Annotated in this window: 29 protein-coding genes; 23 read left to right on the top strand and 6 right to left on the bottom strand. The window is 41.2% G+C overall.

The genetic code is table 11. The features are described from left to right. Complete coding sequence (locus ACTJJQ_RS01870; RefSeq protein ID WP_008348544.1) at positions 1-858, bottom strand: DegV family protein; 858 nt, start codon at positions 856-858, stop codon at positions 1-3. A 141-nt stretch (positions 859-999) separates the two neighbouring features. Between ACTJJQ_RS01870 and ACTJJQ_RS01865 the strand changes: the two genes are divergently transcribed. Both ACTJJQ_RS01865 and ACTJJQ_RS01860 read left to right on the top strand, forming a co-directional pair. Continuing rightward, entirely contained in the window at positions 1000-1842 is an 843-nt protein-coding gene (locus tag ACTJJQ_RS01865) for a YitT family protein (RefSeq protein WP_007499067.1), read from the top strand. A 14-nt stretch (positions 1843-1856) separates the two neighbouring features. Continuing rightward, positions 1857-2312 carry a BsuPI-related putative proteinase inhibitor gene (locus ACTJJQ_RS01860; RefSeq protein WP_076821895.1) on the top strand — a complete coding sequence of 152 codons (456 nt, stop codon included), beginning with the start codon at positions 1857-1859 and terminating at the stop codon, positions 2310-2312. A gap of 40 nt (positions 2313-2352) precedes the next feature. On the opposite strand, the gene ACTJJQ_RS01855 is transcribed toward ACTJJQ_RS01860, so the two are convergent. From ACTJJQ_RS01855 to ACTJJQ_RS01845, 3 genes are all read right to left on the bottom strand, one after another. After that, the gene (locus ACTJJQ_RS01855) at positions 2353-2544 is read right to left on the bottom strand and encodes a DUF3813 domain-containing protein (RefSeq protein WP_008348541.1); all 192 of its coding nucleotides are present in this window, start codon (positions 2542-2544) and stop codon (positions 2353-2355) included. Next, positions 2541-2693 carry a hypothetical protein gene (locus ACTJJQ_RS01850; RefSeq protein ID WP_008348539.1) on the bottom strand — a complete coding sequence of 51 codons (153 nt, stop codon included), beginning with the start codon at positions 2691-2693 and terminating at the stop codon, positions 2541-2543. The genes ACTJJQ_RS01855 and ACTJJQ_RS01850 overlap by 4 nt, the downstream gene beginning before the upstream one ends. An 88-nt stretch (positions 2694-2781) precedes the next feature. Then, on the bottom strand, positions 2782-3594 hold the full coding sequence (locus ACTJJQ_RS01845) for a Cof-type HAD-IIB family hydrolase (RefSeq protein WP_008348537.1): 813 nt from the start codon (positions 3592-3594) through the stop codon (positions 2782-2784). Positions 3595-3731: 137 nt separating this feature from the next. On the opposite strand from ACTJJQ_RS01845, the gene ACTJJQ_RS01840 reads away from it, so the two are divergent. From ACTJJQ_RS01840 to ACTJJQ_RS01780, 13 genes are all read left to right on the top strand, one after another. Next, positions 3732-4517 carry an alpha/beta fold hydrolase gene (locus ACTJJQ_RS01840; protein WP_024720048.1) on the top strand — a complete coding sequence of 262 codons (786 nt, stop codon included), beginning with the start codon at positions 3732-3734 and terminating at the stop codon, positions 4515-4517. 46 nt (positions 4518-4563) lie between these two features. Continuing rightward, positions 4564-4872 carry a metal-sulfur cluster assembly factor gene (locus tag ACTJJQ_RS01835; protein ID WP_003211530.1) on the top strand — a complete coding sequence of 103 codons (309 nt, stop codon included), beginning with the start codon at positions 4564-4566 and terminating at the stop codon, positions 4870-4872. Positions 4873-4994: 122 nt separating this feature from the next. Further along, positions 4995-6440: an FAD-binding oxidoreductase gene (locus tag ACTJJQ_RS01830; protein WP_242731865.1), complete on the top strand. Its 1446-nt coding sequence runs from the start codon at positions 4995-4997 to the stop codon at positions 6438-6440. Next, a complete protein-coding gene (locus tag ACTJJQ_RS01825; RefSeq protein ID WP_224559532.1) occupies positions 6437-6985 on the top strand; it encodes an MFS transporter in 549 nt (182 codons plus the stop codon). Before ACTJJQ_RS01830 ends, ACTJJQ_RS01825 begins: the two co-directional genes overlap by 4 nt. Before the next feature lie 138 nt (positions 6986-7123). Beyond that, positions 7124-8161 (top strand): N-acetyl-gamma-glutamyl-phosphate reductase, encoded by a 1038-nt coding sequence (gene argC / locus ACTJJQ_RS01820; protein WP_026050072.1) that lies wholly within the window; start codon positions 7124-7126, stop codon positions 8159-8161. A gap of 20 nt (positions 8162-8181) precedes the next feature. Next, a complete protein-coding gene (argJ, locus tag ACTJJQ_RS01815) occupies positions 8182-9402 on the top strand; it encodes a bifunctional ornithine acetyltransferase/N-acetylglutamate synthase (protein ID WP_039167371.1) in 1221 nt (406 codons plus the stop codon). A gap of 14 nt (positions 9403-9416) precedes the next feature. Further along, positions 9417-10193, top strand: a complete 777-nt coding sequence (argB, locus tag ACTJJQ_RS01810; RefSeq protein WP_440599897.1) for an acetylglutamate kinase — start codon at positions 9417-9419, stop codon at positions 10191-10193. Continuing rightward, complete coding sequence (locus ACTJJQ_RS01805) at positions 10190-11341, top strand: acetylornithine transaminase (protein ID WP_440599896.1); 1152 nt, start codon at positions 10190-10192, stop codon at positions 11339-11341. The genes argB and ACTJJQ_RS01805 overlap by 4 nt, the downstream gene beginning before the upstream one ends. Before the next feature lie 69 nt (positions 11342-11410). Continuing rightward, a complete protein-coding gene (locus ACTJJQ_RS01800) occupies positions 11411-12472 on the top strand; it encodes a carbamoyl phosphate synthase small subunit (RefSeq protein WP_374998402.1) in 1062 nt (353 codons plus the stop codon). Further along, entirely contained in the window at positions 12465-15545 is a 3081-nt protein-coding gene (locus tag ACTJJQ_RS01795; protein ID WP_440599895.1) for a carbamoyl phosphate synthase large subunit, read from the top strand. The genes ACTJJQ_RS01800 and ACTJJQ_RS01795 overlap by 8 nt, the downstream gene beginning before the upstream one ends. Continuing rightward, positions 15542-16492 carry an ornithine carbamoyltransferase gene (gene argF, locus ACTJJQ_RS01790; RefSeq protein WP_024720054.1) on the top strand — a complete coding sequence of 317 codons (951 nt, stop codon included), beginning with the start codon at positions 15542-15544 and terminating at the stop codon, positions 16490-16492. Before ACTJJQ_RS01795 ends, argF begins: the two co-directional genes overlap by 4 nt. A 103-nt stretch (positions 16493-16595) precedes the next feature. After that, on the top strand, positions 16596-16775 hold the full coding sequence (locus ACTJJQ_RS01785; protein ID WP_008348517.1) for a YjzC family protein: 180 nt from the start codon (positions 16596-16598) through the stop codon (positions 16773-16775). A 169-nt stretch (positions 16776-16944) separates the two neighbouring features. Continuing rightward, positions 16945-18210 (top strand): MFS transporter, encoded by a 1266-nt coding sequence (locus ACTJJQ_RS01780; protein ID WP_007499050.1) that lies wholly within the window; start codon positions 16945-16947, stop codon positions 18208-18210. 119 nt (positions 18211-18329) lie between these two features. Here ACTJJQ_RS01780 and ACTJJQ_RS01775 read toward each other — a convergent pair whose 3' ends face one another. Then, a complete protein-coding gene (locus tag ACTJJQ_RS01775; protein WP_024720055.1) occupies positions 18330-18524 on the bottom strand; it encodes a YjzD family protein in 195 nt (64 codons plus the stop codon). Between the two features lie 212 nt (positions 18525-18736). On the opposite strand from ACTJJQ_RS01775, the gene ACTJJQ_RS01770 reads away from it, so the two are divergent. From ACTJJQ_RS01770 to ACTJJQ_RS01755, 4 genes are all read left to right on the top strand, one after another. Further along, positions 18737-19477 carry a hypothetical protein gene (locus ACTJJQ_RS01770; protein WP_440599894.1) on the top strand — a complete coding sequence of 247 codons (741 nt, stop codon included), beginning with the start codon at positions 18737-18739 and terminating at the stop codon, positions 19475-19477. Positions 19478-19552: 75 nt separating this feature from the next. Further along, positions 19553-20128 (top strand): hypothetical protein, encoded by a 576-nt coding sequence (locus ACTJJQ_RS01765; RefSeq protein WP_061418679.1) that lies wholly within the window; start codon positions 19553-19555, stop codon positions 20126-20128. A 90-nt stretch (positions 20129-20218) separates the two neighbouring features. After that, entirely contained in the window at positions 20219-21184 is a 966-nt protein-coding gene (locus tag ACTJJQ_RS01760; protein ID WP_008348509.1) for a BMP family ABC transporter substrate-binding protein, read from the top strand. Positions 21185-21195: 11 nt separating this feature from the next. Then, positions 21196-21393, top strand: coding sequence for a ComZ family protein (locus tag ACTJJQ_RS01755; RefSeq protein ID WP_008348507.1), 198 nt, complete (start codon positions 21196-21198; stop codon positions 21391-21393). A gap of 10 nt (positions 21394-21403) precedes the next feature. Here ACTJJQ_RS01755 and ACTJJQ_RS01750 read toward each other — a convergent pair whose 3' ends face one another. Next, positions 21404-21637 (bottom strand): hypothetical protein, encoded by a 234-nt coding sequence (locus ACTJJQ_RS01750; RefSeq protein WP_008348506.1) that lies wholly within the window; start codon positions 21635-21637, stop codon positions 21404-21406. A gap of 169 nt (positions 21638-21806) precedes the next feature. On the opposite strand from ACTJJQ_RS01750, the gene ACTJJQ_RS01745 reads away from it, so the two are divergent. From ACTJJQ_RS01745 to ACTJJQ_RS01730, 4 genes are all read left to right on the top strand, one after another. Further along, the gene (locus tag ACTJJQ_RS01745; RefSeq protein ID WP_024720058.1) at positions 21807-22745 is read left to right on the top strand and encodes a beta-ketoacyl-ACP synthase III; all 939 of its coding nucleotides are present in this window, start codon (positions 21807-21809) and stop codon (positions 22743-22745) included. A gap of 21 nt (positions 22746-22766) precedes the next feature. Then, the gene (gene fabF / locus ACTJJQ_RS01740) at positions 22767-24008 is read left to right on the top strand and encodes a beta-ketoacyl-ACP synthase II (RefSeq protein ID WP_007499040.1); all 1242 of its coding nucleotides are present in this window, start codon (positions 22767-22769) and stop codon (positions 24006-24008) included. Positions 24009-24085: 77 nt separating this feature from the next. Then, entirely contained in the window at positions 24086-24880 is a 795-nt protein-coding gene (locus ACTJJQ_RS01735; RefSeq protein WP_056407963.1) for a DUF2268 domain-containing protein, read from the top strand. 170 nt (positions 24881-25050) lie between these two features. After that, positions 25051-26031 carry an ABC transporter ATP-binding protein gene (locus tag ACTJJQ_RS01730; protein WP_440599893.1) on the top strand — a complete coding sequence of 327 codons (981 nt, stop codon included), beginning with the start codon at positions 25051-25053 and terminating at the stop codon, positions 26029-26031. The last annotated feature ends 17 nt before the right edge of the window (positions 26032-26048 follow it).

Here is a 26048-nt window from a genome sequence, read left to right as displayed (position 1 = left end):
TTATGATGGGCTGCCTGTAAAGAAGATGGCAAGTGTGCTAGGGCCTGAGTGGGACCCGACAGCAGCGCCGATGACCTGGATGTCGATTTCTTTTGGATGAAATTCGGCTTCAATTAATTGTCTCATTTCTTCTGCAAGTGCAGGGTCATCTCCATGACTAATGCCAACAGTTTGGCTGGACCAGTCAGATCCGCGTTCTTTCATTAGCTCGATAATGCGTTTCAACAATTTTTTACGGCCACGAATTTTTTCAAGGGGTATCAGTTTTCCATCCTCAACGTGTAAAATGGGTTTAATACTTAACAATCCGCCAACAAATGCGGACGCTTTACTGATTCTTCCGCCTCTTGCTAAATACGATAAATCATCTACAGTAAAAATATGTTGTAAAGATTCACAAAAATGCTTTACAGACGTTTCAATTTCTTGTATTGTATTTCCGTCAATGGCAAGTGATTGAGCGTGTTTGACAGCTAGTCCATAACCAAGTGAAGCACATTTAGAATCAATGATTCGTAAATCGAAATCAGGGTATTCTTCCTTCACTTCGTTTGCCATCATCACAGCGGTTTGGTATGTACCTGAAAGCTCTGATGAAAAGGCAACATAAATAGCCGATGTATGGGTTTGTGCTGCAGAAACAAAGGCTTCCTTTATCCGGTTCGGTGAAGCTTGTGATGTTTTTGGACTTGCACCTTGTCTCATCGCATCAAATACTTGTTTTGGTTCAATGGTAATCAAATCCTCAAATTCCTGCTCGCCGAGTAACACACGCAGCGGAATGAGTGTCATGTTTTGTTCATCATAATAAGAAAGAGGCAGATCAGCAGCACTGTCTGCTATGATATGAACGGTCATCAAAATCCCTTCTTTCTAAAAAAATCAACCATATTTTACATCTTTTTAGCCTAACTATATCATAGAAAATCATCTTTTCGTGTTCAAATTCTAAATTTTAGGGAAAACCATAGAGAGAATGGTAAGTGGAGGAATGACAACATGTTCATTGGAGAAGCAAAAAAATTCATCGTCGTCGTCATTGGTGCCTTACTCAATGCGATTGGACTGAATTTATTTTTAATCCCTGCTGACGTATATGCAAGTGGTTTTACAGGGGTTGCCCAGCTGTTATCTAGTTTAATCGATCAATATGCACCGTTTTATTTATCAACAGGGATCCTATTATTTATTTTAAACATTCCGGTCGGCATTTTAGGCTGGATGAAGGTTGGTCGTTCCTTTACTTTGTATAGCATTATTAGTGTGGCACTGACAACGATTTTCCTCGGCATTTTACCAGAGACAAGTGTTTCTGAAGATATTTTATTAAATGCTGTATTTGGCGGAGTCATTTCTGCACTTGGCATTGGGATTACACTGAAATATGGGGCATCTACAGGCGGCCTTGACATTATTGCGATGATTTTAGCGAAATGGAAAGACAAACCAGTTGGCACGTATTTCTTCATTTTAAACGGAATTATCATTTTTACAGCAGGATTGTTACAAGGTTGGGAGAAAGCTTTATATACCCTTGTCACATTATATGTGACGACTAGGGTAATTGATGCCATCCATACGAGACATGAAAAGCTGACCGCCATGATTGTGACAAAGAAAGCAGATGAAATCAAAGAAGCCATTTATGGAAAAATGGTCAGAGGGATTACGACTGTTCCGGCCAAAGGGGCATTTACCAATGAACAAAAAGAAATGATGGTCATTGTCATTACAAGGTATGAGCTGTATGAACTTGAACAAATTATAAAGGAAGTCGATCCAAAAGCCTTTACAAATATTGTTCAAACAACCAATATTCTTGGATTTTTCAGACGAGATTAAAAGGTGGGTAGAAGATGAAAAAAGGGTTAGTGCTTTTTCTCGTTCTATTGGTTTTAACAGCTTGTGGGCAACAAAAAAAGGATGAACCAGACAAGGAGGTATCCGGTCAAATGGGAGAAAAAACCGTTGTACTCACAGTAGACCCCGTCCAAAAAGGTTCTTCGGTTCAATTTAATATGTCACTAAAAAATGAATCAGATCGAGATATTGAATTCACGTTTAACACAAGCCAGAAATTCGAATTGAGTGTTTACGATGAAGATGGAAATGAAAAATACCGTTACTCGAAAGACCGTATGTTCACACAAGCCATCCAATCCTTTGTGCTAAAAGCAGATGAAACATATGACTTCCAAGATACGTGGTCAAACGGTGTGGAGCCGGGAACGTATGAAGCGGTCGTCACATTTAAAGGAAAAGCAGAAGGGCTAAAGCAAATCACTGAGAAAAAAACGTTCCAAGTGAAATAAGCATAAGAAAAGCTGTCCGCAAAGCGGACAGCTTTTTTCGTTAAAGATCATCAAGCAGGTCTTGGAACGTATGCAGCTGGTTTCTTTCTGCATCTGTCGAATTAGCAAATGCAGATGATACGGCGTTTTTAGCTCGCTGAACTGCTTGTTGACGCTCTAAACCAGATGGAAATGAAGAAGTAAGGGCTTCTTCAGTAAATGATTTGGCTTGATCAAAAAGTTCGTTTCTCACAATGAACCTCCAGAAGCATCAGTCTTCATATTTCCCCTGTCCTCCGCAGCTTCTTCAAGTGTGGAACGATACGGAAAACGTGCGTCATGTAGACTGACTGAATCTTTACCTTGTTGTATAAAGCGTTTCGATTTGCTTCTTTTACCCATTCGGAATCCGCCCCTTTACACAAGCTGACAGGACAACCTGTCTAACGGTAGTATGCCCGCTTCGACCTGCTATGTATGAATGGAAAAATTAAAGCGAGAAGTAATTCGTTAGGAATTTTGCAATCCCATCTTGTTCATTCGTATCTGTCACTTCATTAGAGACGCGTTTCACTGCATCAATCCCGTTGCCCATTGCAACCCCGCATCCAGCAAATTCAAGCATCTCTAAATCATTGTCTTCATCTCCGAATGCCACAATCCGCTCCTGAGGCACACCGTAATAATCACTGATCTTTTGCAGTCCAACGGCTTTGTTCATACCTGTTTTAATGATTTCAATGACGTGCCACGGAGCAGCCCAGCGTCTGTGGTCAATCACTTCTGCATGAACATCTGTCAAATAGCTCCGAATCGCTCCGACGTCTTCTTCTTTTGCGTGAATTAAGACGCTTGTGACATTCTCTCCAAGATTGTTCCGAAGGTCTCCAACGGTCACTTTGTTTGCATTCATATTAAATATATCAATGAGCTTTTCATCATGATAATGGAAATACAAATCGTCTAGCACTTCAGCTAACACATTGTGTACTTTATATTCCTCACTAATATCCACAAGCTGTTTCACGACTTGAAGATCAAGTGATGTGTGAAATCTGCCCCATTTTTCATCAAGAGGATGATGGACAAACGCTCCATTAAAGTTCACAATCGGTGAATCGAGCTGCAATTGCTGATAATAAGGAGAGCTGGAACGAAATGGCCGGCCAGTTGAAATACAGACATGATGCCCGCTGTCTTTCACTTTTTGAATGACATCAAGTGTGTGTGCAGAAATCGTTTTATCGTCTTTTAATAACGTGCCATCCAGGTCAAGTGCGATTAGATAAGGTTTAGTCTCCATAAAATCTCCTTTGATCTGTAAGTAATAGGAGGCAGCTGGTGCGGGTGCCTCCACCTATAGTGTATCTTTATCACATCTTCGTTGTCTACATGTTAAAATAAACAAAGACGGGAATGATAAAGGAGGATTCATAGGCTGTGATCACCATTGATGAGCAAAAGACGCACGATATTCCATTTTTACATATCGTAAAAGCTGAAAATAAAGATAAACCGATGCCGCTTGTATTTTTTATTCATGGATTTACAAGTGCACGCGAGCACAACTTACACTTCGCCTTTCATTTGGCGGAAAAAGGCATGAGAGTCATTTTGCCTGACTGTGCTTATCATGGTGTAAGATCAGAAAACCTCAGCTTAGAGGAACTGGCATCAAAGTTTTGGGAAATCGTCCTGAACGAAATACGTGAAATCGATATCTTAAAAACATATTTTCAAGAAAAACAATTGATTGAAGCCGATCTAATAGGTGTTGCAGGTACTTCCATGGGAGGCATCACGACCTTCGGAGCACTTGCAAAACATGATTGGATTAAAGCGGCAGTCAGCTTGATGGGCAGTCCGAAATATACGACATTCCTACAAGCACAAATTATGGACATGCGGCACAAAGGGTTGATGAAAGAGATTACAGATGAAGAGGTTCATCAGCAATTAGACGCGCTGCGTCCTTATGATCTAACGCTGCAAACAGATCGATTAAACAAAAGGCCATTGTTATTCTGGCATGCAGAAAACGATCCGGTTGTCCCTTACAGACATGCAAAAGCTCTTTATGACGAGTTAGCAGAAACCCAATATAAAGAAGATCCTCACCTGATTCGTTTTATCACAGATGGACAGGCTGGCCATAAGGTCTCAAGACAAGCGATGTTTGAAACCATTGACTGGTTTGTGACACACCTGAAAAGCACAAACGTTTAGCCAAAAGGAAAAGTACGTTATACTAGTTGAAAAAGGAGTGGATATCATGGATGAAGCATTGAAAGAAAATATTTTAGGCGCCCTAGAACAGGTGATTGACCCTGAGTTAAACGTAGACATCGTCAACCTTGGACTTGTCTATGATGTCGATCTTGATGAGAATGGAAAAGCGGATATCACGATGACTTTAACATCAATGGGGTGTCCCCTAGCACCAGTTATCGTGGATGAAGTGAAAAAAGCATTAAGTGACTTGCCTGAAGTGAAAGAAACAGAAGTTCACATCGTATGGAATCCACCTTGGACACGTGACAAAATGTCAAGATACGCTAAAATTGCGCTTGGTATTCAATAAGTAAATACGGAAAATGCCTGGTATGAGTTGAACTCGTACCAGGTTTTTTTATGAAAAATTAAGGTAGAGGAGGAGTATGGCTTGATATAATGGATGTAATTTTATAGAACGGAGTACCTATAATGAAACGAAAGTGGATATGGATCGTTCTTTTGATGGGATATGGCGCTGCCTTTTTTGCATCAGTCTCTATACGTGAAGGTCAAGCACACAAAAGACAAGGACTTGATGCGTTTACAGATGTGAGTCACCTCATGCCGGTCAAAATAAAAAAAGTCGTGCAAGGAAAAGAAATAGAATCTTTAAAAAAAGTATTAGAAGAAGCAAAAGAGAAAAATCTGCCCATTTCAATCGCCGGAAAGCAGCATAGTATGGGCGGCCACACGTATTATGAAAATGGCATTGTACTAGACATGACAAAATTTCGTCGAATCGTATCATTTAATGAAAAAAAGAAGACCATTCGGGTCCAAAGCGGCGCCACATGGGATGATATTCAAAAATATGTGAACCCATATGGTCTTGCAGTAAAGGTGATGCAATCTCAAAACATCTTTACAATTGGTGGCTCGTTAAGTGCAAATGCACATGGACGGGACATTCGCTACGGCTCACTCATTGACACTGTGCGCTCTTTCACACTGTTAAAAGCAGATGGAGAAATCATCACAGTAAAGCCTAGCGATGATTTATTTACTGCCGTGATTGGAGGATACGGCTTATTCGGTGTCATTTTAGATGTTGAGCTTTCCTTAACAAAGGATGAATTATATAAAATGGAGACAACCTCTCTACATTTCGATGAATACACTGATTATTTTCAAAAGCATGTAAAGAACAATAAAGAAGTGCGCATGCATCTCGCAAGAATCTCTACAGCGAAAACAAATTTTTTGAAAGAGATGTATGTGACGAATTATTCGCTTACTTCTGATCAACAGATCGATCCATACCGCGAGCTCAAAGAAGACCAGCTCGTCATCCCTTTAAAATTTATGCTCGGCCTTTCGAGAAGATTTGATATGGGGAAAGATTTGCTATGGAACTTGCAAAAGAAGTATTTTCAAAGTCAAAATGACCAGTCGATCACAAGAAATAACGTGATGCGGTCCGATTCTGCTTTTTTAGAATATGAAAATGAGTCAGACACCGATGTGCTTCAAGAATACTTTGTCCCAGTTGATCGTTTTCGTGCTTATATCGATGACATGAGAGGCTTTTTACAACAGGAAGAATTGAATTTAATGAACATCACGATCCGCTACGTACAAAAAAATGAAAAAGCGGATCTCTCATATGCGAAAGAAGATATGTTTGCACTTGTTTTGTTAGTGAATTATGGTTTTGAGAAAGAAGAGAAGGCAGAAGCGGAGCGGGTCATCCGGCAAATGACAGATATCACCTTGCGGCACCATGGAAGCTATTACTTACCATACATGCCTTATCAAACGAAAGCACAAATGAAACAAGCGTATCCAAAAACCGATCTATTCTTTCAAAAGAAAAAGCAAGCAGATCCAGATGGCAGATTTATCAACTACTTTTATGAAAGGTACAATACACAATGAATGCTAAAGCAATGAAATGGTTCGTCTATTCACAAAGTCTACTGTTTTTCGCCAGTAGTCTCATTTTCCCTTTTTATATTCTTTTTATTAAAAATGTTGGGTCGAGCTATTCTCAATTTGGTCTTGCCTATGGTCTGTTTGGTTTGAGCGGTGCGTTCATTCATTTATTATTAGGAAAACTTCCTGAAACGACGGACAGACGCCTCTTTTTAATCATTCATTCGTTTGGTATGGCCTTTCTTCTTCTCCTTTTTCCACATATCACAGAAGTAGAGCAAGTCTATATGATTCAGCTTGCGCTTGGTGCGCTTGGGGGTGTTCAGAAACACGGAGAGAAACTGCTCGTCACCGAACTCACAAATGAGAAAAAGCGAATGAAAGAAGTTGGGCACTATCATTTTTGGACAGCGCTTTTTTCATCCATCGCCATTATGCTTGGCGGCCTGTTTGCTGATTTCTTCACCATTCATTTGATTTTTTATGCAAGTTCCCTATTATATTTATGCAGTGCGCTTCTGGTCCTCAATATGAAGAACAATAGATAAAATCCGCATGTCTCACGAAGATATGTGGATTTTTTTATGAAAAAAAATGAAAACAAATATTAAATATACAATTGAATTAATTTTTATACATGTTATAATGTTAAATAATTTCACAAAGATCAAGAGGGTGTATTGACGTTGAAAATAGGTATTATAGGTGCTACAGGGTACGGTGGTGCGGAATTAGTTCGTATCTTTAAGCAGCATCCACATGTGGAGGAATGTATATTGTATTCATCAAGTGGTGATGGGCAATTATACAGTCAATCTTATCCGCATCTGACAACGATTACTGACCAAACATTAAAAGCCATTGATCCGGCGGCCATTGTGCAAGAAACAGATGCTGTGTTTTTAGCGACACCAGCAGGCGTTTCAAGTGAACTCACACCGAAGCTCATGAATCAAGGGGTGCCAATTATTGATTTATCAGGTGACTTGCGCATTCAAGATGGAACTGTTTATGAAGCGTGGTATAAACGAAGGGCAGCGGATGAAGCATCGGTTCAACAAGCTGTATACGGATTATCTGAATTGAATCGTGAAACCATTAAGCAAGCGGAAGTCATTGCAAACCCAGGCTGCTTTCCTACTGCAGTTCTTCTAGGATTAGCACCGCTGATGAAACAGAATTTAATCGATGAATCTATGATCATAATAGATGCAAAAACCGGGGTGTCCGGTGCAGGACGATCAGCCTCACTTGGCACACATTTTTCAGAGCTGAACGATAACTTTAAAATTTATAAGGTGAATGAACATCAGCACACACCTGAAATAGAACAAGTACTTAGAGAATGGAACCCACAAACGGCGAACATCACATTTTCAACACACCTTGTCCCGATGACAAGAGGGATTATGGCGACGATGTATACACAATTGAAATCAGATGTCACAAAAGAAGAATTAATGAAACGGATGAAGGACTTTTATGAAGATTCCTATTTTGTAAGAGTGAGAGATCATGGGATATATCCGCAAACAAAAGAAGTATACGGCAGTAACTTCTGTGACATTGGTTTTCATTTAGATGAGCGAACAGGGAGACTGACGATTGTATCTGTCATAGATAATCTCATGAAAGGTGCAGCCGGCCAAGCGGTTCAAAACTTCAACATCATCAAAGGCTTACATGAAGAGGCGGGCCTCACAATGACACCTCTCTATCCATAAGAACAGGGGAGACAACAAACATGATCGAATTGAATGAAAAAAGTATTGTCAAAATAGACGGGGACGTATCATCACCAAAAGGTTTTGAAGCAAAGGGGATTCATATAGGATTACGCTATTCAAAAAAAGACCTTGGCTTGATCATCAGTGAAGTACCAGCAGCGAGTGCAGCGGTATACACTCAAAGTCACTTTCAAGCTGCGCCTCTTCAAGTCACACAAAAAAGCTTGAAAAAGACGGGCAAACTAAAAGGTGTCATTGTCAATAGTGCGATCGCCAACGCATGTACAGGTGAGCAGGGATTAAAAGATGCATACGACATGCAGGCAGCCTGTGCAGACATGTTAGGGACAGAGCCTGATTACATTGCTGTTTCTTCTACTGGTGTCATTGGAGAGTGTCTGGATATGGATAAAATCAAAACAGGCATCGCTCAGCTAAAAGAAGCAAAAGCAGGAAATGGCCACTTTGAAGAAGCGATTTTAACAACAGATACAGTCATTAAAAATACGACATACTCCTTGACGATAGACGGGAAAGAGATTCTCATTTCAGGTGCAGCAAAAGGCTCTGGTATGATTCATCCGAACATGGCAACAATGCTCGGGTTTGTCACAACCGATGCAAATGTCGAACAAGAAGCTTTGCAAAATGCTCTTCGTGACATTACAGATGTGACGTTTAATCAAATTACCGTCGATGGAGAAACATCAACTAACGATATGGTGCTTGTGATGGCAAATGGAATGGCAGAAAACCAGGCACTGAATGAAGAACATCCAGAATGGCCATTGTTTAAAGAAGGATTAAAACTAGCCTGTGAAGATCTAGCAAAAGAGATTGCAAGAGACGGAGAAGGCGCAACCAAATTAATCGAAGCGAAAGTTGTTGGTGCAAAAAACAACTTAGAAGCGGGTATTATTGCAAAAAAAATCGTAGGTTCAAGTCTTGTGAAAACAGCCGTATACGGTACGGACGCCAACTGGGGACGGATTATCGGAGCAATCGGTCATAGCGCAGCTTCTGTCACGCCAGAAGAGGTTGAAGTTTACTTAGGCGGGCAATGTCTGTTTAAACATAATGAACCTCAGTCTTTCTCAGAAGAGGAAGCAAAAGCGTATCTAGAGCAGGATGAGATTACGATTTTCATTCAAATGAATGAAGGAAATGGTGAAGCGGCAGCATGGGGCTGTGACCTTACCTATGATTATGTGAAAATTAACGCGAGCTATCGCACATAATGAAGGAGATAGACATGGATAAAACGATCGTGTTCAAGTGTGGAGGCAGTGTCATTCGAGAACTTTCCGATACCTTTTATGAAAATGTCCGCTCACTTCAAGCTGCTGGATTTAAACTGGCTATCGTACATGGCGGGGGTCCTGAAATCACGAGCATGCTGCAAAAATTAGAAGTGAAAACGGAATTTGTAGATGGACAGCGCAAAACAACAAAGCCGGTGTTAGAGGTAGCCGAAATGGTTCTTTCAGGAACGGTGAATAAATACTTTGTTTCAGAGTTGGCAAAGCATGATATATCATCTGTCGGTGTATCTGGTAAAGATGGACAGATGCTTGTCGCCGATTTTCTCGATCAAGATGTATATGGGTACGTTGGCAAAATCAAAGAAGTCAATCCAGAGATGGCAGAAGCACTAATGGAGAAACAATTCATTCCCGTCATTGCGCCGCTATCTATGACCGAAGAATGCCAAACGTTAAATGTAAATGCTGATCTTGCAGCATCAGCAGTCGCAGGAGCTATGAAAGCTGATAAGCTCATGTTTGTCACAGATGTGGAAGGAATTTTAAAAAATGGTGAGCTGTTAGACGTTGTCACCAAACAAGAAGCTCTCAAGCTCATCGATGAAGGTATTATTTCCGGGGGAATGATTCCAAAAGTGCAATCTGCGCTAAGTGCTTTATCAGGAGATGTGGATGAAGTCATGATTGTGAATGGAAAAGGCAGTATTTTTACAGGAGATACCTTTAAAGGAACTCGAATTGTAAAACAAAAGGAGGCGGTCCTGTGAGTCATCTCTTTCAAACGTACGGACGGTGGAATGTTGAAATTAAAGAGGCAGTAGGTTCTTGGGCAGTTGATACAACTGGGAAAAAATATTTAGACTTTATACAAGGCATTGCGGTCACGAATTTAGGTCACAATCATCCAAAGGTCAATCAAGCCATCAAGAAGCAGCTTGACGAGGTCTGGCACGTATCAAATTTATTTGAAAATGGACTGCAAGAAAAAGCAGCGGAAAAGCTGGCAGCCAACAGTTCAGGAGATCTCGTATTTTTCTGCAACAGCGGGGCTGAAGCGAATGAAGGGGCTATCAAATTGGCCCGAAAAGCAACAGGTAAAACAAATATTGTGACGTTTTTGCACTCTTTCCATGGGCGCACGTATGCTGGTATGGCTGCCACAGGTCAAGATAAAATCAAAACTGGTTTTGGACCGATGCTGGAAGGCTTTCATTATGTACCGTTTAATGACCCTGAAGCGATCACAGCGTGTGAAATCGATGATGTCGCAGCGGTCATGCTGGAAGTGGTGCAAGGTGAAGGTGGAGTGAATCCAGCTACAGCTGAATTTCTAGAAGCCGTTCAAACGTTTTGCAAAAAACATCAAGCACTGCTGATTGTAGATGAAATCCAAACGGGTATTGGGCGAACAGGGACAGCATTTGCCTATGAGCAATCGGGACTTGATCCTGATATTATTTCAGCCGCAAAAGGTTTAGGAAATGGATTTCCAGTCGGTGCAGTGATAGGGAAAAAAACTTTAGGGGATGCATTTTCTCCAGGCTCTCATGGCACAACATTTGGTGGGAATATGCTCGCTATGTCAGCTGTGAACGCAACTCTTGATGTAATATTCAAAGAAGACTTTCTTTCAGAAGTGAAAGAAAAGGGTGCGTACCTTTTAAAGAGACTGCAAGAAGTCAAGCAGCTGAACATCGTGAAAGAAGTACGTGGCAAAGGATTAATGGCAGGAATTGAGTGTCATCAGCCAGTAGGTGATTACATCACAGCCCTTCGAGAGCAAGGTTTGCTGGTGCTCCCAGCTGGTCCGAATGTCATTCGTTTATTACCTCCGCTGAATGTCAAAAAAGTTGAATTGGATCAAGCCATTGAAGCAATCATTCAAGTGTTAGCAAATGAAGCAGTAACGGTCTAAATTTTTTTACACCAGAACGCATAAACATGCATTTATATTATTAATTATTCAATGTGGGGTGACACAAGCATGAAAGGTTATTTAAATTTAGAAGATGGAGCCTCTTTTGAAGGAGATCTGACAGGAGAAGCTGGCATGACAGGTGAAGTGGTCTTTTTTACAGGGATGACAGGTTATCAAGAGGTGCTCACAGATCCTTCTTATAAAGGACAAATCATTGTCTTCACATATCCGCTCATCGGAAATTACGGCATCAATCATGAAGACTTTGAGAGCAAAAAACCACAAGTAAAAGCGGTCGTTGTCTATGAGGCAGCTGACCATTTTTCTCATCACCTTGCAGCCGTAAGCTTAAAAGATTATTTACAGAAGTGGAACATTCCGCTTCTTACACATACAGATACTCGCGCAGTCGTGCAGAACATTCGAGCCAATGGAACGATGAATGCAGTGCTTAGTTTAGACGAAAATGAAACGCCACCTGCAATGAAGCAAGACAATGTGATTGAGCAGGTCACAGAAGATGAAGTATACACACAAGGCAGCGGCGAGGATCATGTAGCGCTCATTGATTTTGGCTTTAAAAAATCAATTGCGGACTCACTCGAAGCGCGCGGCTGTAAAGTCACAGTGATTCCGTACAAACAAATGGAAAAGGTATTTGATATCAAGCCAGATGCGATCCTTTTGTCAAATGGACCTGGAGATCCAAAAACAATGAAGCCATATTTAAAAACCATTCATGACATCATGATGACCTTCCCGACACTAGGCATTTGCTTAGGTCATCAATTAATTGCTCTTGCGCTTGGCGGGGATACGTATAAGCTTCCTTTTGGCCACCGCGGGGCGAATCATCCTGTACAAGATACAGAATCAAAACGTGTCTTTATGACAAGCCAAAATCATAGCTATGTGGTCAATGAAAAAAGCATGAATGACAAAGAAGTGGACGTCAAATTCCTCCACGTGAATGACGGATCTGTTGAAGGATTCATTCATAAAGAGAAGCTGATTATGTCCGTTCAATTTCATCCAGAAGCACATCCAGGCCCTGCAGAAAGTGAATGGGTATTCGATGATTTTATTGAGAAAGTGAAACAAGCAAGGAGAGAAGTCGCACATGCCTAAAGATCAAAGCATACAAACCATTCTAGTCATCGGGTCTGGTCCAATCATCATTGGTCAGGCAGCAGAATTTGATTACTCAGGAACCCAAGGTTGTATGGCCTTAAAAGAAGAAGGCTACAACGTCATCTTAGTGAATAACAACCCAGCAACCATTATGACAGACGAGTCATTTGCTGATGAAATTTATTTTGAACCGCTTTCAGTTGATTCAGTGACAAGAATCATTGAAAAAGAGAAACCAGATGGTCTTTTAGCCAATCTTGGCGGACAGACGGCTTTAAACCTTGCTGTCGAGCTGGAAAAAGCCGGTGTGCTGAAAAAGCATGGGGTAAAACTGCTCGGAACGTCAGTTGAAACAATTGAAAACGGTGAAGATCGTGAGAAATTCCGTGCTCTCATGAAGCATTTGAATGAACCTGTACCAGAAAGTGAAATTGTAGATAATGCGAAAGACGCCCTTCAATTTGCAAAAGAAGTGGGCTTTCCTGTCATTCTTCGACCAGCCTACACACTTGGTGGTAAAGGGGGAGGCATCGCTTTAACTGAAGAGGCTTTTAAACCGCTGATTGAAGGTGCTCTTCTAGCGAGTCCGATTCATCAGTGCTTAGTTGAAAAAAGCATTGCTGGCTTTAAAGAAGTCGAGTATGAGGTCATGAGAGATCGTCAAAATACGTGTATCACTGTATGTAACATGGAAAATATCGATCCAGTTGGTGTGCATACAGGTGACTCGATTGTCGTTGCACCGTCACAGACATTAACGGATCAGGATTATCAAATGCTCCGCTCAGCAAGCTTAAAAATTATTTCAGCGCTTGATGTCGTTGGCGGCTGCAATATCCAGTTCGCTCTCGATCCACTTAGCAAAGAATATTTTGTTATTGAGGTCAATCCTCGGGTCAGCCGGTCTTCTGCTCTCGCATCGAAAGCAACAGGCTATCCGATTGCCAAAATGGCGGCAAAACTTGCGGTCGGTTATACACTAGATGAATTGAAAAATCCGCTTACAGGAACAACGTATGCTAGCTTTGAGCCGGCACTCGATTATGTCGTGGTGAAATTCCCGCGCTGGCCGTTCGATAAATTTAAACAGGCAGACCGGAAATTAGGCACAAAAATGAAGGCGACTGGTGAAGTCATGGCGATTGACCGTAATTTAGAATCTGCCATTCAAAAAGCCGTCGCATCACTTGAAATCAAAACAAAGGGCTTCCACTTACCTGAACTGAAAGAACATTCGACTGAACAGTTGTTTGAATTAATCAAAACACCGGACGATCGCCGTTTCTTCGCTGTCATGGAGCTGCTTTCCAGACAAGAAACCGTTGAAACGATTCATGAAACGACGAAGATTGATCTGTTTTTCTTACATGTCTTCAAGAATATGATCACACTCGAACAAGAATTGAAGAATCATCAGGGGACGCTATCCAAAGACACCTTAAGAAAGGTGAAAGAAAAAGGTTTCCTTGATGAAACAATCGCTTCTCTGACCGATCGCAGTGAACAAGATATCAGACAGCTTCGCCAAGAGTATGGCATTGCCGCTTCATTTAAAATTGTCGATACATGTGCGGCTGAATTCGATGCAAAAACGAATTACTTCTATTCTACGTACTTTGGCAAAAGTGATGGAGAGCATCAAGAGAAAACAAAGAAGCGTGCACTCATCATTGGCTCTGGTCCGATTCGAATTGGGCAAGGGGTCGAGTTTGATTATAGTGCCGTTCACGGCGTTCTTACTTTACAAAAGCTTGGATTTGAAACCATCATGATGAACAATAATCCAGAAACGGTTAGTACCGATTATGAGATTGCAGATCGTTTATACTTTGAGCCGATCACGTTAGAACATATTTTAAACGTAGTTGAAGCGGAGCAAATTGATTTTGTCATCGTTCAATTTGGCGGGCAGACAGCAATCAATGTGGCGGAAGGATTAGAAAAAGCCGGCGTTACCTTGTTAGGCACGTCCTTTGACACACTAGATGCATTAGAAGATCGCGATTTATTCTATCAGCTTCTTGATGAACTGAACCTTCCTCATGCAAAAGGAGATACAGCACATTCAAAAGAAGAAGCACTGGAGCATGCTGCAAGCATCGGGTACCCTGTTCTTATTCGTCCATCATATGTCATTGGTGGAATGGGCATGATCGTTGTTCATACAGAAGCTCAATTGGCAGAACTACTTGATCAGCCAGATCATTTACCTTATCCGATCTTAATTGATGAGTATGTCACTGGAAAAGAAGTGGAAGTGGATCTCATTTCAGACGGACAAACGACATTCATTCCAACAATTGTTGAGCATATTGAAAAAGCGGGCGTACACTCAGGTGACAGCTTTGCCATCTTACCAAGTGTCTCTATTAGTGAAGACATCAAACAACAGGTGTATAACGCTTCTGAACAAATCGCAAAGAAATTAGCTTTTAAAGGCATTATGAATATTCAATTTGTGATTAAAGGGAACCAGGTGCTCGTACTAGAGGTGAATCCTCGGGCAAGCCGGACTGTTCCAGTTGTAAGTAAAGTCATGGGTGTTGACATGATCCCAATGGCGACTCAGCTGTTAGCTGGTGCAACGCTTGAAGAATTGAAACCTGTAACGAAGAATAAGGGGGGCACAGCTGTTAAATTCCCAGTCTTCTCTTCACATGCCATTCAAGATATTGATTTAAAGCTCACACCTGAAATGAAGGCGACGGGTGAAGGTATGTGTGTAGGAAAGAACGTCGAAAGCGCGTTGAAAAAAGTGTTTGCACCGATCTGGAAACAGAAAGGAAGCCTCTTTATACAAGGCAGTGAATTATTCGTAGATGAAGCAAAACGAGCAGGCTTTGACGTCTGGACTGGCAGCTTTGAATCGTGGCTGCAACAAGACGATAAATCGCTTCACATTCATTTAGGTGATGATGAAGAGGCAAAAGAACAGCGTGTAAAAGCACTCACACATGGTGTTCAAGTTCTAACCGAATATGAAACGGCGCAAGCATTCCTGCAAGGAAAAGATGGAGATGTATCACCAGTATCTCTCCACGAATTATATAAAAAGGAAGTGACGGCATGAGCCAAGTCGACGTGCAACCGGCATTATACGGAAAAGACTTTTTATCGTTAAAAGACTTTTCGATCAATGACATTGCGTACTTAATTGAAAAAGCAGAAGAAATGAAACAACATCCATATCAAGATTTATTCAAAGGAAAAACATTAGCGATGATCTTTGAAAAATCTTCAACTAGAACCCGTGTCTCGTTTGAAGCGGGCATGACGCAGCTAGGCGGACATGCGCTCTTCCTCAGCTCAAATGATCTGCAAATTGGCAGAGGAGAAACGATTGGTGATACAGCGCAGGTGCTGTCTGGGTATGTAGATGGCATTATGATTCGAACCTTTGAACATGAGAAGGTAGAAGAACTTGCAAAATACGCCTCTATTCCAGTGATCAACGGACTAACGGACTACTCTCATCCATGTCAGGCACTGGCTGATTTACTGACGATTAAAGAAGCAAAAGGCACACTAAAAGGTGTGAAAGTGGCGTACATCGGTGATGGGAATAATGTGGCTCATTCCTTAATGGTCGGCTGCGCGCAGTTAGGCTGTGACATTGCCGTTGCATCACCAAAAGGCTATGAACCTCTTCAAGAGGTGACAGACACTGCTCGGGCTTTTGCAAAACAATCAGGCGCAGAAGTCATCGTCACAACAGATCCAGTAGCTGCTGTTCAGGATGCAGATGTCATTTATTCAGACGTATTTACAAGCATGGGACAGGAAGCTGAAACAGAGAAACGTCTAGCTGAATTTAAAGAATATCAAGTCAATGAGGAACTCATGCAACATGCAGCAGCAGATTATATCTTCCTTCATTGTCTGCCGGCACACCGCGGAGAAGAAGTGACGGCTGATATCATTGATGGACCACACTCTAAAGTATTCCAGCAAGCAGAAAATCGCCTGCATGTGCAAAAAGCGTTAATCAAAGAGCTCATGTATCAACAACCTAAATAAATCACAAGTGTCCCTGTCTCGACTGAGCAGGGACTTTTTACATATTGGATTGGAGAGGCAATGGACGGGACATAATAACATCAATCGAGAAAGGAGGATGGAAATGGGTCAACAGCATCAGTTTAAATCTGGTAATAAGGCACCTAATAATGGTGTATATATCGAAATCGGTGAGACCGGTAGTATGGTGAAAGATCCTTTAAAGATAAAGCTTAAAGCAGGAGACGTCTTTCCGGATAACTCGAACCATAATCGCGTTTGGACGTACCAAAGAAAGCCGTAAGCAATTGACTAAGAGTCCATATGAATAAGTCTTTAGAGGCATGTGTCATGCCTCTTTTTTCTTTATAATAAAAAACAATTAAGTTCCAATTTTCAAATAAATAGTATGAAAAAAAGAAAGATTAAGGTAAAATATGTAAAAATAGTATAAGGTTGAAAGGATTTGTGTGATGGAAAAGATGAATCTCAGTGAAAGTGTTTGGAATAAACGCTTCACCTCATTGTTCATATCAAGACTCATAAAAAATACAGGAGAAAGTTTTGCTTTTACATCCGTTCTTTGGTTATTGATTTTAAGAGGGGATGGAGCGCTCGGTACCGGACTTCTTCTAGCAGTGACAGTTCTTCCTTCATCATTGTTGGCCCCAATACTAGGACCTCTTATGAAAAGACATCATTTATCTAAATGGATGTTTGCTTCAGATGTCATTCGAGCAACCATTGTACTCATTATTCCACTACTGCATTTTTCGCACATATTGCCTCTATGGTTATTGATCTCATTAATGGTTATTCAATCGGCAACAGGTGCAGCATATAACCCGGCTTCTGTGGCCATCCTGCCGCAGATTGTTCCAAAGCATCTCATTCAAAAAGCAAATGCGATCCTGCAATCATCTTTTGAAATTGTCGCACTTGCTGCGGTGATGGTCGCTGGTCTTTTGGTCAAATTAATTGGCCCTGCAGATACGCTCCTGATCACCACTGCTTTATTTATCATATCGGGCTTGTTCATTATTGGCGTTAAACTCCAAAAGTCAGATGCAGAAAAAGCAGCAGACATTAAGCAAGCAAAGAATACATATCTGTATAACTTAAAAAGAGGCTTTCTAGTCGTTAAAAATCATCATATTTTATTTGCACTAACCCTTTATTGTATTTTAATGAATGTCGCCGCAGCTCCGTGGCAGGCATTATCCGCTGTATATGTAGCAGAAGCACTGCAAAGTGATTCAATGGTGTATTCCATTTTAAGAGGTGTCGCTGCAGTCGGTGCGTTTATGATGGGCTTTGCACTGGCGAAGGTGAAAATCAAAAGATTCGGCTTGTTCTTTATTGTCGCAGGCATGATTGAAGGTGCTGCATTCTTTATCACTGGAATGAGTACATGGCTTCCAGTCGTTCTTCTAGCTTCCTTTATTTTTGGTGCAGCCGTCAGTGCGATCAATGTCCCAGAGATGGTCATTATTCAAACGTCTGTTGACCAAGAAGATCAGCCGCAAGTATATGCCGTGATCAATGCGTCATCAAATGTCTTTCTCCCGCTTGCAGCCGTCATATCGGGCGTCCTGGCAGAACGCTTTGGAGCAGGACCTGTCATTGCGGGGGGTGGTGTGCTTGAAATTTTATCGGGCATCGCGATCTTCCTGTTCACAGGGCTTGCGAAAAGCCATTTGTCAGCAGACAAACAGAAGTCCGAAACGGTTGAGGTGTAACTCAAAAACCCCCTGTAATTGACGGCAGGGGGTTTTAGCGTGCGCTCTCAACTTCTAGTCATCATTCTGAAAAAAAGAAAAAGAGCTAATCTCAAATCATTAGCTCTTTTCCAGCAATATTAAGAATGTTCTGTTGAACTTTCTGTTTCTTTCATTGGACTTACTTCAGCAAAGATGAATAAAATAACCGTAAACACTATGGCAAGAATGGAAGTTAACGTAAAATCATAAGCAGCTCCATTCATAGATGAAACGATGTAACCAGCCATATGTGTCAGCAGAAAAGTCCAAATGAGGGTGATAATGTAATGCATTATTCCACCGTCCTTTATGTAACAATCTATTGACTATCATACCATAGATACGAGTTCAGAGAAAAGACTGTTTTCCGCCTTTATGTGACCATTTTGAGACCTTCTACTATAAAAATAAAAAGAATTCTTCTGTCTTTAGGGGATTTCCTTATTCCTACAAGAGTTGTTGTTCATATCATAGAAAGCAGAATCACTGAAAGGAGGCTGGCCATATGGGTGTAAGCGAACGTTTTTTCCAGCTTGGTTCCCAGTGGAACGTCATTCACCTTCCTCAAAAACCAAATGGCTTTGGCATTCTAATCCTCGGTGACCAAAATCACTTTGTGCAGGAAAATACATCATTCTGGCTTCAGCATTACGGAAGAAACCAGCTATTAACTGCTTTAAAGGATGAAGGATATACATTGTTTAATAGTCATCTTCATGGGAATCACTGGGGATGTGAAGATGCTGTTTTTAGTGCGAAACAGCTTGTTCATCACACATTAAAACAAGAAATATTAAACCGGCAAATTCATGTGCTGGCAGAGGGAATGGGCGCACTTGTCGCCATGAGTCTTGCCGAAGAAATGCCAGAAGTGCTAAGGTCTATAGCCATGATGAATCCATGTTTACACCTGCAAGCACAAAGAGAAAGAGAAAAGGAACACAAATTCTTCTACAAACAGTTCATGAAAGAACTCGCACAGAGCTATGGGTGCTCTGCAAAGGAAGCAGAAACGTATCCACTTCCTTCTTGCCCCGTTCATTCAGCTCATGTACCGATTCATATATGGCAGAGACTAAACGGCGCACCGTATGCCTATGAACTACATGCAAAGCCTTTTATTGATCAACATATGATGAATCCAGACCATTGTCAGATGGACCTTACCTTGCATATGTTTGATCATCCAAGAAGAATCTTTCAGTCCATTCACAAGTTTTATAAATCGCATGAAAGAGAATTGTAATGAATAGGATGATAACAGCCCTTCATGGAAAGGGCTCTTCTTTTTATTCGATATGCTAAAAAAGGGGACATGAACATGGAAACAGGACTGATCATAGGTGCAGATGAATTTTTTGGCCTGACACTTTGTGAATATATGATGAAAGAGGGCATACAAGTGGATATCACATATCCTAAGGAGCAGTCAGAGGAGCAAAAAATGTTATTAGAAGAGCGGATGATGTGGCTCGGCCGCAATGATCTTGTCCGCGTTATTGATGGTCAAGATAGGAAAGAGGCATATGACCTGATCTTTTTTCAATCAGATGATTCAATGAACAGAGAGACAGACTTCGAAGCGAAGCATGGCATATACCACTTGTTTTACGAAGAACCCGAAAGCCATTCGCATGAACAAAGCGTTCCGGTTGTTATCCTTCCACGCATGTTTGGTCCGTGGACACTCCATGAAGAGAGACGAATAAAGGATGATCACACATTTTTTGTAGAAGATGTCGCAAAGGAGCTTTTAAAGTGGGCACGCACCGATCAAAGGCAGGAAATGATCCATCAATTAAAGGTAGAAAGACAAACAGATGACAAACAAGCAGAAGAAATCATAGCAGAATGGAAAAGACAAAACTCAACATTTTTCGACAAAAAGCAAGAATGATCTTCCATCTTATCTTTTTTCAGTATAAAATAAACCTATATTTAACATACAGGTTCATGCCTGCGTGTTGCAAAGGGAGTTGAACATGGCATGAAGTACCAGCGGCTTGTCATGATCTTTTCGTTCCTTCTTCTTATGCTATCTGCCTGCTCGCAGGCGCCGTTAAAAGGACATATTGAGAAGGTGGGTTTACTCGTCCCCGATACGATTAATGATCAAGTTTGGGGAACGAAAGGTTATAAAGGCTTATTAAATATCCAATCAACATTTGGTGTAGATGTTTATTATAAGGAAGGGATGGTCGACAAGGAGAAAATCGTTGATGCCATTGAAGAATTTCATAAAAAAGGAGTCAATTTGATTATTGGCCATGGCAATGAATACAGCGAAATTTTCAACTTGATCAGTGAAGATTATCCGAAAACACAATTTATCACGGTCAATGGAGGCAAGCCTCAAGCTGATAATGTCACAAACGTCACGTTTAAAGGAGAAGCAATGGGCTTTTTCGGAGGCATGACAGCAGCACATATGTCCAAAACAAAAAAGATTGGTATTCTGGCTACATATGATTGGCAAAGTGAAGTAGACGGTTTTATCAAAGGTGCAAAATATCAGGACGAACATGTGCAAGTCCTAGCGGAATTTGTCGAAAACTGGGATGATGCTGACAAAGCGGTGAACCTCTATCAAAAATTGAAAAAACAAGGTGTAGATGTTGTGTATCCAGCAGGTGATGGTTATAATATCCCTGTCATTGAACAAATCAAAAACGACAATTTATCTGCGATCGGATATGTCACTGATCAATCCAACCTTGGAAGCCATACGGTGCTAACTAGCACAGTACAGCATGTCGATAAAGCGTACAGTATCATTGCGAAGAAGTTTAATGAAGGCAAGCTAAACGAACAAGGTGAGTACTCCTTTGACTTTAAAGAAGGAGTGATCGAAATGGGGAAATTTAGCTCAACCATAGACCGCGCTTTTGTGAAAGACATTGAGAAGGATATTGCGAATTACAAAAAAACAGGCAAACTGCCAAATGAAAAGTGAGGACGTTGAACATGCAGCACGAAAAATCGATGGAGTTTTTACAAATTGCGATGAAGTATTTTCCACAAGCAAAAGAAGAATTAGATAAAGCAGGGATTCAGCTTGATCCACAAGCACTTCAGCCGCTTCTCTCTTTGTTTACATCTGTCATGCAAGAGGCATATGAGCTTGGAAAAGCAGATGCAGCATCAGAAAAAGCCACAGAATAGTGGCTTTTTTTTATGATAATTTTTTCTTAAAGGCACTGATCATAGGGCCGACATCTTTAAACACAGGCTTCAGCTCATCGATGGAGTTCATAATGTTTCCAATTTGATTCATGACATGCATGTAGTCAATGGAGTCATCACTTGAAGAAGTCTCTGCACGCTCCTCCTTTTTTTCTGTCTTGCTTTTCTCCTTTTCAAGCGGCTGACCAAACATCATTGCTGAGAAAATATCCTTTTGCGCCATATCACATGTTCCTTTCTACTATTGGTATATCATTAATCTATGAAAAAAGTGAGAGGAAAGGTTAGACGTTTGTATTGCCAAGGAGAAAAAAATAAGGTAAAATTAGTACCAGATACTAATATAAGATCACAATATCACATGCTCGTATGAGTAAAAGGAGTCTTATTCAATGAATGCTGGAATTATTGGCCTTGGCCGCTATATACCTGAAAAAGTATTAACAAATCGTGATTTAGAAAAAATGGTTGAAACTTCTGACGAGTGGATTCGTACTAGAACAGGTATAGAAGAAAGAAGAATTGCATCTGATGATGTCAATACATCTCATATGGCGCTTGCTGCTGCAAAAAAAGCATTAGCTGACGCAGATGTGGCTGCAGAAGATATTGATATGATTCTTGTAGCGACAGTTACGCCAGATCAAGCATTTCCGACAGTCGCTTGTATGATTCAAGAGCAGCTCGGTGCACATAAAGCATGTGCAATGGATATTAGCGCTGCCTGCGCTGGCTTTATGTATGGGCTTGTTACTGGAAAACAATTTATCGAATCTGGCACTTACAAACATGTGCTTGTCGTTGGTGTAGAAAAGCTTTCTCGCATTACCGACTGGGATGACCGCAACACAGCTGTTTTGTTTGGAGATGGAGCAGGTGCTGCTGTACTAGGAACAGTCAGCGAAGGCAAGGGAATTCTATCATTTGAGCTTGGAGCCGATGGAAGAGGCGGGAAGCACTTGTACTTAGATGAAAAAGATCATACAATCATGAATGGAAGAGAAGTATTTAAATTTGCTGTGAGACAAATGGGCGAGTCAAGCGTAAACGTGATAGAAAAAGCTGGACTATCAAAAGAAGACGTAGACTTCTTGATTCCGCATCAAGCAAACATTCGCATTATGGAAGCAGCACGCGAACGCTTAGAGCTGCCAGTTGAAAAAATGTCGAAAACAGTCCATAAATATGGAAACACATCAGCAGCATCCATTCCAATTTCACTATGTGAAGAAATCGAAGCCGGAAAAATTCATGACGGCGATGTGATTGTAATGGTTGGTTTTGGTGGCGGATTAACGTGGGGCGCAATCGCTATGCGATGGGGCCGATAAAAGAGTGGGGTGCACAAATTAATGGATAAGAAACGAGTAGTTGTTACAGGATTAGGTGCTTTGACACCTCTTGGCAACGATGTAGAGACAACATGGAAAAATGCTGTAGCAGGTGTATCAGGTGTTGGCCCGATCACACGTGTTGATTCAAGTGAATATACAGCAAAAGTAGCAGCAGAACTAAAAGATTTTAACATCGAAGATTACATGGAGAAAAAAGAAGCGAGAAAGATGGCACGCTTCACACAATATGCAGTCGTTGCTGCTCAAAAGGCTTTAGATGATTCACGCCTTGAAATTACAGATGAAAACGCACCTCGTGTTGGGGTATGGGTTGGATCTGGTATTGGCGGACTTGAAACATTCGAAGAGCAATTCGAAGTGTATTCGAATAAAGGAGCAAGACGCGTAAGCCCGTTCTTTGTTCCAATGATGATTCCAGATATGGCAACAGGCCAAATTTCAATTGCTCTTGGCGCAAAAGGGGTTAACTCTTGTACAGTAACAGCATGTGCAACAGGAACAAACTCCATTGGTGATGCCTTTAAAGTCATTCAGCGCGGAGATGCAGATGCGATGATTACAGGTGGAACAGAAGCACCGTTAACGAAAATGTCGTTTGCTGGCTTCTGTGCAAACAAAGCCCTTTCGACAAATCCTGATCCAGATACAGCAAGTCGTCCATTTGATAAAAACCGTGACGGATTTGTCATGGGTGAGGGAGCGGGAATTGTTGTTCTTGAAGAATTAGAGCATGCGTTAAAACGTGGTGCGACCATTTATGCAGAAATCGTTGGCTACGGCTCAACTGGAGATGCATACCATATCACAGCACCTGCTCCAAACGGAGAAGGCGGCGTACGTGCAATGAAAGAAGCCATTCGTGATGCAGGTTTAACAGTGGAAGAAATTGATTATATCAATGCCCACGGAACAAGCACACCGTATAATGATAAGTTTGAAACAATGGCGATTAAAGAAGTGTTCGGAGAGCATGCGAATCAGCTTGCGATCAGTTCGACAAAATCAATGACAGGTCATTTACTTGGCGCAGCAGGCGGAGTAGAAGCGATTTTCTCTGTTCTGGCGATTAAAGACAGTGTCATTCCGCCAACGATTAACCTTGAAACACCAGATGAAGAATGTGATCTTGATTATGTAGCAAATGAAGCACGTTCAAAAGAAGTACAAGTTGCGTTGAGCAACTCACTTGGTTTTGGCGGGCACAATGCGACAATTATCTTCAAAAAATACGAAGCGTAATATGTCTTAAGAAGGCGGCGATCTATAAACAGATCGCCGCCTTTTTGCATATGATGAAAATGGAGGTGTTCAGCGGTATGGGTCTGATCAATACACAATATCTCATCCAACAATCATCATCATTTCAGGAGCTGGCGGCACGTTTTGTCCCTTATTTTAAAGGAGCGGAGAAAAAAGAAGGATCATCTATTCTCGCCCATTTACAACATCACGGAATGGTGCGATCATGGAACGCCTGCCAGGAAATGATCGACAAGCTCAAAGAAAAAGGGTATTTCAAGCTTGTGATGAAAGAATACAAAGCGCTGCAAAAAAAGTGGGGAGGTCCTGATGTCCCCGTCTTTATTTTGCCTGTTAATGAGAGCAGCAAAGAGATCAGAGAACAATTTTACTTTCAATCCGGCATGGCATTTGATGACAAAATCTTTCTTTTTTTATCCCCGCATACACCAAAGGAGCGAATCGGTACGTTGCTGACGCATGAATATCACCATGTATGTAGGTTGCATTTTCTCACGAAAGAAGAAAAAGATTTTACATTCCTTGATACAATCATGATGGAGGGGCTCGCTGAATATGCTGTGTATCATAGATATGGAGAAAGCTATACAGCAAAGTGGACGACTTTATATGACGAATCGCAGCTGCAGCGCATGTACAAGAAATGGGTATCCAGTCACCTTTATCAGAAAGTGCAGGACGACGAAAGGCTGATACAGAATCTCCTTTATGGAAAAGGGAACTACCCCAAAATGCTTGGCTATGCCACTGGATTTTATATCGTGAAAAAGTATTTCGATGAGCACCGAATCAGCGAGGAGTCTATGATTGCGGAGCCAGCGGAAACGTTTTTAAAGGCGATAGAATCATAAAGACAAACATTCACAAAAAAAGTGACATATTACAATTTTACTAAATACTTCTTGATTTCGTCATGCTGATGTAATAATATACAAATATAAATTTTGATAATTCTTTTTATTCTAAAAAGACAGAATTTTTCTATTCGGTTCATTTAATCTATGGAGAAAGGGGCGAATGCATGAGCACACTGCTTGAAGTGCAAAACTTAAAAACCTATTTTTTTCGAAAAAAGGAACCAATACCTGCTGTTGATGGCGTTGATTTTAGTATCAAAAAAGGGGAAACAGTCGCATTAGTCGGTGAGTCTGGGTCTGGTAAAAGTATTACGTCTTTATCCATCATGGGTCTGATTAATGGGACTGGTGGGAAGATTATGGATGGTTCCATTAAGCTTGATGGAAAAGACCTTGTTACATATAGTGAAAAGGAATTATGCAATATTCGCGGTAATGATGTATCCATGATCTTTCAGGAACCCATGACCTCACTTAATCCCGTCTTAACCATCGGGGAACAAATAACAGAAATCCTCATTTACCACAAAAAACTTTCAAAAAAAGAAGCGACCAAAAAAGCGATTGATTTGCTAAAGCTTGTAGGCTTTTCCAGGCCAGAACAAATCATCAAAGATTACCCGCACCGTTTATCCGGCGGTATGCGTCAACGAGTCATGATCGCCATTGCGCTAAGCTGTGATCCGAAGCTCCTCATTGCGGATGAGCCGACTACTGCTCTCGATGTGACCATACAAGCCCAGGTGCTGACCTTAATGAAAGATTTATGTTCGACCTTTGGTACATCTATACTTCTCATTACGCACGATTTAGGTGTTGTGTCGGAAGTAGCAGACCGTGTCATTGTCATGTACTGCGGACAGGTTGTTGAAAATGGAACCGTTGAAGAGTTGTTTGATCAGCCGCTTCACCCATACACAGAAGGACTGCTTGAATCCATTCCGATCATTGACGGAGACATTCAGCCATTAACGGCGATAAAAGGAAATGTCCCTGCGCCAGATCAGCTTCCCGCAGGATGCCGTTTTGCGCCTAGATGCCCGAAAGCCATGGAACGATGCATAGGTGAATTGCCCAAACTGACAACCTTTGAAAATGGTAGAAGCGTCAGGTGTTTCTTATATGAGGAGGCAAGCCAAACATGACACTTGTTGAAAATCAA

The organism is Bacillus sp. 22483 (genome assembly GCF_052044605.1).
Taxonomy (GTDB): domain Bacteria; phylum Bacillota; class Bacilli; order Bacillales; family Bacillaceae; genus Bacillus; species Bacillus altitudinis.
Note: the sequence above shows the minus strand (reverse complement) of the source record. Positions and strands in the feature narration are given on the sequence as shown.